The organism is Sandarakinorhabdus sp. (assembly GCF_031422795.1).
In the GTDB taxonomy this organism is placed as follows: Bacteria; Pseudomonadota; Alphaproteobacteria; order Sphingomonadales; family Sphingomonadaceae; genus Sandarakinorhabdus.
The window spans coordinates 1-7049 of sequence record NZ_JANPML010000025.1 but is presented as its reverse complement, the minus strand read 5'-3'; the positions used below and the strand labels follow the sequence as shown (position 1 = coordinate 7049).

7 protein-coding genes, 1 tRNA gene and 1 pseudogene are annotated in these 7049 nt (G+C 63.5%); 4 read left to right on the top strand and 5 right to left on the bottom strand.

Features of this window, described 5'->3' with window-relative positions:
• Positions 1–239: 239 nt before the first annotated feature.
• The 5 genes and pseudogenes from RMO81_RS01285 to RMO81_RS01265 form a co-directional block, all read right to left on the bottom strand.
• Positions 240–719, bottom strand: a complete 480-nt coding sequence (locus RMO81_RS01285; RefSeq protein ID WP_310473915.1) for a hypothetical protein — start codon at positions 717–719, stop codon at positions 240–242.
• Positions 720–951: 232 nt separating this feature from the next.
• Entirely contained in the window at positions 952–1917 is a 966-nt protein-coding gene (gene xerC, locus RMO81_RS01280; RefSeq protein ID WP_310473914.1) for a hypothetical protein, read from the bottom strand.
• Positions 1918–1926: 9 nt separating this feature from the next.
• The gene (locus tag RMO81_RS01275) at positions 1927–2094 is read right to left on the bottom strand and encodes a helix-turn-helix domain-containing protein (RefSeq protein WP_310473913.1); all 168 of its coding nucleotides are present in this window, start codon (positions 2092–2094) and stop codon (positions 1927–1929) included.
• Between the two features lie 106 nt (positions 2095–2200).
• Positions 2201–2449, bottom strand: a pseudogene (locus tag RMO81_RS16185) (integrase arm-type DNA-binding domain-containing protein); the annotation flags it as partial.
• Positions 2450–2773: 324 nt separating this feature from the next.
• Positions 2774–2860: transfer RNA gene (locus tag RMO81_RS01265), tRNA-Leu, on the bottom strand.
• Between the two features lie 156 nt (positions 2861–3016).
• Between RMO81_RS01265 and RMO81_RS01260 the strand changes: the two genes are divergently transcribed.
• From RMO81_RS01260 to RMO81_RS01245, 4 genes are all read left to right on the top strand, one after another.
• Complete coding sequence (locus RMO81_RS01260; RefSeq protein ID WP_310473911.1) at positions 3017–4000, top strand: complex I NDUFA9 subunit family protein; 984 nt, start codon at positions 3017–3019, stop codon at positions 3998–4000.
• Positions 3997–4803, top strand: coding sequence for an undecaprenyl-diphosphate phosphatase (locus RMO81_RS01255; protein WP_310473910.1), 807 nt, complete (start codon positions 3997–3999; stop codon positions 4801–4803). The genes RMO81_RS01260 and RMO81_RS01255 overlap by 4 nt, the downstream gene beginning before the upstream one ends.
• A 150-nt stretch (positions 4804–4953) precedes the next feature.
• Positions 4954–6378 (top strand): NAD(P)-dependent oxidoreductase, encoded by a 1425-nt coding sequence (locus tag RMO81_RS01250; protein ID WP_310473909.1) that lies wholly within the window; start codon positions 4954–4956, stop codon positions 6376–6378.
• Positions 6379–6407: 29 nt separating this feature from the next.
• A complete protein-coding gene (locus RMO81_RS01245) occupies positions 6408–7013 on the top strand; it encodes a DUF2059 domain-containing protein (RefSeq protein ID WP_310473908.1) in 606 nt (201 codons plus the stop codon).
• Positions 7014–7049: the final 36 nt, after the last annotated feature.

The window sequence follows — 7049 nt, the reverse complement described above, 5'->3', positions numbered from 1 at the left end:
GTCGAATGATCGCTCTTACTGTCACCGCAGAAACTCCAGAGATCAGCCGGACCCGAAATTGCTCCAGAAAGTAATCACAAGCAAAAATATGCAATGATACTTTGGCACGCAGATTTGCAGAAAATTTACGGTCAAGCAAGCTCGGAGTACTGAAGCCATGCGGTAAGCGAGCAGGAGGGTGGCTTCCTGTTCGGCGCGCCAATGGTGGATGGTGTCCCAGTCTGGCGCGGCAAGGAAGGCTAGTGCATCAAGCATCGCCCAAACGCGTTGGTAGGTTCCGGCCAGCGCCTGGTTGACGTGGGTGCGCCAGAGGCCGTGCGGGTTGGGTCTTCGCCAGCTTCCAGGGTGTCGATCGGTTCGGTGAGCCGGGCGGCAAGTTGCAGGCGTGCGCCGATGCACCAGCCTTCCGGGATGAGCAGGTCGATCCGGTCGAACTGGCGCCAGTGCTGCGGAGGCAGGCGATCGTCGGCGAGTTTGTCGAACACTGGCAGGCTCACCGGCCGGTCTGAGTGGACGCGCAGCAGCGGCAGATCATGCGTGCCGGGCACGCCGCGGGTGGTGAACAGCGGGTGGACGTGGGCGGCCAGGGCCTGCCGGCGGGCGCGTGTCAGGTAGAAATCGTCGAGCGAAACGGTGACGGCCACGGTTGCCGCGATGGCGCCAGCCGCCGGATCACCGCCGCCAGCCGCCGGCAGCGGGACGGCCCTCGAAGCCCGCATCTCAGGGCTTGTGCTGCTGGCACGGGGAGCAGATCTGGCCTGGAGACCTTGGATCGAGCGGTGACCATGTTTGAAGCAATTGGCAACGCGGCCGCCGCAGCCCATGTGCGTGGCGAAATCGAGGCCAACGCTGAACGAACGTAGCGTTTTTGGATGCTCGACGAAGGGCAAGTGGCGAAGCCTTCACCGCTTGGCGCGGATCTTCTCGATCAGCGCTACCACATCAGGATCACTAAAGCTGTCGCTGCCCTTTCGCTTGGCTGACATGCTGATCAGCCGGCCCTGGCGATGGGTCGGCACATGCCCATAAGAGGTGAACGTAGTCAGCACATCGGCATGGCCCAGGTTTTGGCTCCAGGCTTTCATCTCTTCGGGCGAAAGATTCAGGCTCATGGCGTGATGCACCAGCATGTCGCGGAAACTGTGCGGGTTGAAATAGGGCAGGCCCGCCGCCGCAAACGCCTGGCAAAATCGGTGTCGCCCAGCCGTGCCGGGCAAGGCCAATGGCGACAAAGCCATGATCGTTCCCCAGCCCCATGGCGGTTGCAGGAAACAGCGGATCATTCGGCCCCCACAGATGATCCCGCTGCAATTCGCCAGCCCACTGCGAGACGATGGCAAGCGCCGGCTGGCATACGGGCATGAAATAGGTGCGGAATGTCTTGCTGAATTTGGTCTGCACCGTGCGGGCATCCTGTTCGACAGAGCCGCCAGACAGATCGACATGCCCCAACCGGAACGACGCCAGCGCGCCGACACGGGCACCGGTCAACGCCGCAAAGGCCACCAGCGCCTGATCGCGCCGCGCCAGCACTGAATCGCCCGGCATGGCAGCGAGGACATGGTTAATCTGGTCAACGCTCGGCACCTGCTTTTCACGCCGCGCGCGGGCCACCGCCACATCCTTGTCGCTCAGGTTGAAATAGGCGGAATCGTCGTAGGCTATGTGCGATTTGAAGCCCGGCTGATGCGCCAGCCAGAAGAAGAAGCTGCGCAGATCGCGCAGGGTCGAGAGCATTGTCGCCTTGCTGATCCGCTCCCCGGTGCGGGTGTTGCGCGCCTGGCCAAGCCTGGCCTTGAAGGCGACAGCCTGTTCACGGTGAAAGCGCTTGAAGTCCTTCGCCCGCGCCGCCAGCTCACCGATGCTGTAGGCGCGGTGTAGCTTGACGATGTTGGGATTGACGCGCCGCGCGGCCAATGGGGCGGCTCAACCTTGGGCTTCGATCAGCCGACGGATGGAATCCGCCTTCACCAGTGTGCGCCTCCCCAGCTTGAAGGCCTCCAAACGCCCTTCGTTGATCAGGGCATAAATCGACGTGCAGCCAAGGCTGAGCGTCTTGGCGGTGTCGTTGATAGAATAGGCAAGTTGTTGCATTGACCGTGTCCTTTCCCAGCCGGCGGGTTACGGTGGGGGCGACCAGCGCACCCAGGAGCGGCTGCGCCGGATCAATGGTGGCCCGTGCCGTAACAACAGCATAATGAAACACCCGGCTGGCAAACGAACGCAGGCGACGCGCCGTTTCGCGGTGGCCCTTGTTTTCAGCCTCCAGCTTGGCAATGAATTCGTCGGCGATCGCGCCAAAGGTATTGGCGGCCGAAAATTGCCGGGCGATCCGGGCTTCACGCTTGGCCGCTGCCGGATCATTGCCGGCTTCTACCGCCTTGCGGGCAGCGTCGCGACGGGCGCGGGCCTCTTTCAAGCCAACGTCAGGATAGCTGCCGAGCGCCAGCTTCTTTTCCTTGCCGTCGATCCGATACTTGATTCGCTACAGCTTTGAACCGCTGGTCGTTATCAGCAGATAGAGCCCCTTCTCATCAGCCAGCTTGCGATCTGCGTCGCCGGCCTTGGCTAGCTTGATCGTGGTATCTGTCAGCGCCATCGGTTCACCCTCGCAGCCATGCTGCAAGACTGCTTGGGAAAAGGCCCCCAGAAAGGCCCCCAGAAAACTGCGCTTGCCGACGGATATCGGCGAACACAGGCGGTCACTGCGAGGGCTACCTATCTGATTTTAAGGTTTTTTTCAATCCCCGGCGGCCGCTGGCGGCCGGGGTGATGGTGCCCAGAAGAGGACTCGAACCTCCACGCCCTTACGAGCGCCAGCACCTGAAGCTGGTGCGTCTACCAATTCCGCCATCTGGGCCCCGTCCCAATTTCTTGGGGGTAGGGGGCGGCAGATATGAGGGGAATCGGGGCTTGTCAATCACTGCGGCCTGCTTGGAGCGAAATTTCAGCCGCTGCAGCGTCGCGGGGCAAGAAGGGCCAAGACAAGCCCGCTGCCAACGGCTAAATCGCCGGCATGACTGAGCAAGACCGCGCACACCCGATTTCGCCGCTTCCTGCCGGCGGGCTGGTCACCGTTATTGGCGGGGCCGGGTTCATTGGCCGTTATGTGGTGGAGGTGCTGGCCAGGGCCGGCTATCGCGTCCGCGCCGTATCGCGTCATGCAGATAGCGCGCTGCTGTTGAAACCGCTGGGCGATCTGGGCCAGATCCAGGTGGTGACCGGCAATATCCGGTCCGACGTCGATATGGCCGCGGCCTTTGCCGGCGCGGTGGCCGGCGTCAATCTGGTCGGCATCCTCGCCGAAAGCGGCAAGCAGGGTTTTTCGGCACTGCAGGCCGAAGGCGCAGGCCGGGCGGCGCGGGCCGCTGCGGCTGTCGGTGTGCAGGCCTATGTGCAGGTTTCTGCGATTGGCGCCGATGCCGCCAGCCCGATCCCTTATGCCCGTTCCAAGGGCGAAGGCGAACAGCAGGTGCTCAGCGCGCTGCCGTTTGCCTGCATCCTGCGCCCCAGCCTGGTGGGCGGGCCGGAAGATGAATTCTTCAACCGCTTTGCCGGCATGGCGCGGGTTTCGCCGTTTCTGCCGGCCATTTGCGGCAACAGCCTGTTTCAGCCGGTATATGTGCGCGATGTTGCCGATGCGGTGCTGGCGGCGTTGCAATCACCGGCGGCGCGCGGCCGTCTTTATGAACTGGGCGGCCCCGATGTGCTGAGCTTCACCGCCATCTTGCAGCTGATTTCCGATTTGTCCGGCCTCGATCGCCCGGTGGTGCCGCTGTCGGACTTCACCTCCGGCCTGCTGGCCAAGATGGGTGACATCCTGCCGATGATGCCGATGAACAGCGATCAGCTGGCCATGCTGAAGAAGGGCAATATCTGCGCGGCCGGCATGCCGGGACTCAAGGAACTGGGCGTCACGCCGACCCCGCTGGCGGCCTATCTGCCCGAGATGATGCTGCGTTTTCGCCGCGGTGGCCGCTTTGCGAAGTCGGCTGCGTGAACCAGCCTGACCTGCTCACCGTCATCCTGCTCGGCATTGTCGAAGGGTTGACCGAATATCTGCCGGTGTCTTCCACCGGGCACCTTATTCTGGCCGGCGAACTGCTCGGCTTTTCGGGGAAATCCAGCGCGACGTTCGATATCGCCATCCAGTCCGGCGCGATTCTGGCGGTGATCGTGGCCTATTGGGGGCGGTTCATGGGCGTGGCGCGCGGCCTGTTGATCCGCGAGCCATCGGCCTTTGCCTTCATCCGCAACGTGTTTCTGGGCTTCCTGCCGGCCGCGATCATGGGCGTGCTGTTCATCAAGGCGGTGGAGGCGTTGCTGGAAAGCCCGACCACGGTGGCCGTGTCGCTGATCGTCGGCGGCATCGTGATCCTGTTCATCGAAAAGCGCATGGGCGAGGCCAAGGTGTTTGGCGTCGAGGCGCTGACCACGCGCAATTCGGTGCTGATCGGGCTGGGCCAGTGTGTCGCCATGATCCCCGGCGTGTCGCGATCGGGTGCCACCATCATGGCCGCTCTGATGCTGGGGGTGGACCGCAAGACGGCGGCCGAATTCAGTTTCTTCCTCGCCGTGCCAACCATTTCCGGCGCCACCGTGCTGATGCTGTGGAAGAACCGCGACACGCTGGATGCTTCCAACCTGGGCGCCATCGGCATCGGCTTTGCCGTCAGCTTTGTGGTGGCGCTGGCGGTGGTGAAGGGTTTTGTCGCGCTGGTCAGCCGCTTTGGCTTTGCGCCGTTCGCCTGGTACCGAATCGTCGCCGGCAGTGCCGCTTTGGTGTGGTTGGCGATGCGATAGGGCCGAAACGGTCGTAAATCGCCCAACAAAACGCCGGAATCGTCCTTCTTGCCCCAGAATAGGACAGAATTACTGTCATATATGCCGATTTCCACGTGACAAGTCCGGCTCAATATGGTTTCGCGCCTCTGAGTGAGAGGATGAGCGGCCATGGGCGCAACAAAATTGCTGAAGTTCATCGAGCGGACCCAGTCCTACCCGGACAAGCGCGCCGCCGACATGCGCGCGCAGGATTTCCTCGAGATCAGCCGCCCCTACATCCTTGCCAAGGCCGAGGAGCAGGCCGGGCGCTGCAGCCAGTGCGGCGTGCCGTTCTGCCAGGTGCATTGCCCGCTGCAGAACAACATCCCCGATTGGCTGAAGCTGACGGCGGAAGGCCGGTTGGAGGAGGCTTATGAAGTCTCGGCCGCCACCAACGCCATGCCGGAAATCTGCGGCCGCATCTGCCCGCAGGACCGGCTGTGCGAAGGCAATTGCGTCATCGAGCCGGGATTCGGCAGCGTCACCATCGGTTCGGTGGAGAAATTCCTGACCGACAATGCCTGGGAACAGGGCTGGGTGAAGCCGTTGAAGCCCGTGGCCGATCGTTCCGGGCAGAGCGTTGCCATCATTGGTGCCGGCCCGGCTGGGCTGACCACTGCCGAGGCGCTGCGGGTGAAGGGCTATGACGTGCATGTTTATGATCGGTACGATCGTGCTGGCGGCCTGCTCACCTATGGCATCCCCGGTTTCAAGCTGGAAAAGCCGGTGGTGATGCGGCGTGTTGATCGGCTGCGTGATGGCGGCGTGCATTTCCACCAGGATTTCGCTGTGGGCCGTGATGCCAGCCTGGCCGAACTGCGCGAACGGCACGATGCCGTGCTGATTGCGACGGGTGTTTACAAGGCGCGGCAGGTCGAAGTGCCGGGCGCCGATGGCCCGACGACGCTGGCAGCGCTGGACTATCTGATTGCCGCCAACAAGGCCGGCTTTGGCGATGTGCTGCCCGATGCCGCCAGTTTTGATGCGGCAGGCAAGCATGTCGTGGTCATCGGCGGCGGCGATACCGCCATGGACTGCGTGCGCACCGCCATCCGGCAGGGCGCGGCCAGCGTGAAGTGCCTGTATCGCCGCGACCGCGAGAATATGCCGGGTTCGGCGCGCGAAGTCGCCAATGCCGAGGAAGAGGGCGTGGAGTTCGTCTGGCTCGCCGCCCCGGCTGAAATCACGGCGACGGGCGTGGTGGCGCAGGGCATGCGGCTGGGCCAGCCCGGCCCGGATGGCCGGCGTTCGCCTGAGCCCGATGCGGATAGCCGCTTCACGTGCAAGGCCGACATCGTCATCAAGGCGCTGGGCTTTGATGCCGAAGATCTGCCGGGCCTGTTTGGCGCGCCGCAACTGCCGGTGACGCGCTGGGGCACGGTGCGCATCGATCACAAGACGATGATGACCGGCATGGACGGGGTGTTCGCCGCTGGCGACATCGTGCGCGGCGCCAGCCTGGTGGTGTGGGCGGTGCGCGACGGGCGTGACGTGGCGACACAGATGCACCAATATCTGCGCGCCCTGGCCGCTGCGGCGGCGCAGGCCGCCTGATCATACCCGCGCTTTCTCAAGGACAATCAATGATGAAGACCCTGCTCGCCACGATTGCTGTCATCAGCCTTGCCGGCACGGCGTTTGCCCAAGCCAAAGCTCCCGCGCGTGCGCCTGCAGCCGCCATCGATCCGGCAACGCTGCAATCGGCTGCCGCCGTGGTGGCGCAATTGGGGTTGAAAACCAAGTTGCAGCAGCAGATGGCCCAGAGCATCGCGCAGATGAAAACCGGCGCCGTGATGCGCGCCATGCTGGCCCAGCAGCCCGGCTTCATCCCGGCCTATCAGGCCAACAAGGCCAAATTTGATCCGGTGCTGGCCAAGGCCGGCACGATCCAGGCCGAAATCGCCCAAGGCGTCGTCAACAAGAACCTCAACAATGTCGTCAATGCCGCCGCCCAGGCCTATGCCCGCCAGTTCACCAAGGCTGAACTTGATGCGATGCTGATCTTCTACCGCAGCGCGCTGGGCCAGGCCTTGCTGAGCAAGGAACCGGCGGTTGCTGCCGCCATCGCCAACGCCAATGGCCAGTTGATCGGCGCCAGGATCGACGCCGCCATGCAGGCCAATGCCAAACGCATTGGCGCCGCCCTCGCCCCGCTCAACAGCAACCCGCAACAGGCAAGCAAGCCATGACCCAGCTGCCCGCTCCGTTTACCGCTTCTGCCGAAG

What these genes read in the sequence shown, in the direction of transcription:
- RMO81_RS01285 (WP_310473915.1), bottom strand. Translation starts at nt 719, where the DNA reads ATGCGGGCTTCGAGGGCCGTCCCGCTGCCGGCGGCTGGCGGCGGTGAT.
- RMO81_RS01245 (WP_310473908.1), top strand. Translation starts at nt 6,408, where the DNA reads ATGATGAAGACCCTGCTCGCCACGATTGCTGTCATCAGCCTTGCCGGC.
- RMO81_RS01250 (WP_310473909.1), top strand. Translation starts at nt 4,954, where the DNA reads ATGGGCGCAACAAAATTGCTGAAGTTCATCGAGCGGACCCAGTCCTAC.
- RMO81_RS01275 (WP_310473913.1), bottom strand. Translation starts at nt 2,094, where the DNA reads ATGCAACAACTTGCCTATTCTATCAACGACACCGCCAAGACGCTCAGC.
- RMO81_RS01260 (WP_310473911.1), top strand. Translation starts at nt 3,017, where the DNA reads ATGACTGAGCAAGACCGCGCACACCCGATTTCGCCGCTTCCTGCCGGC.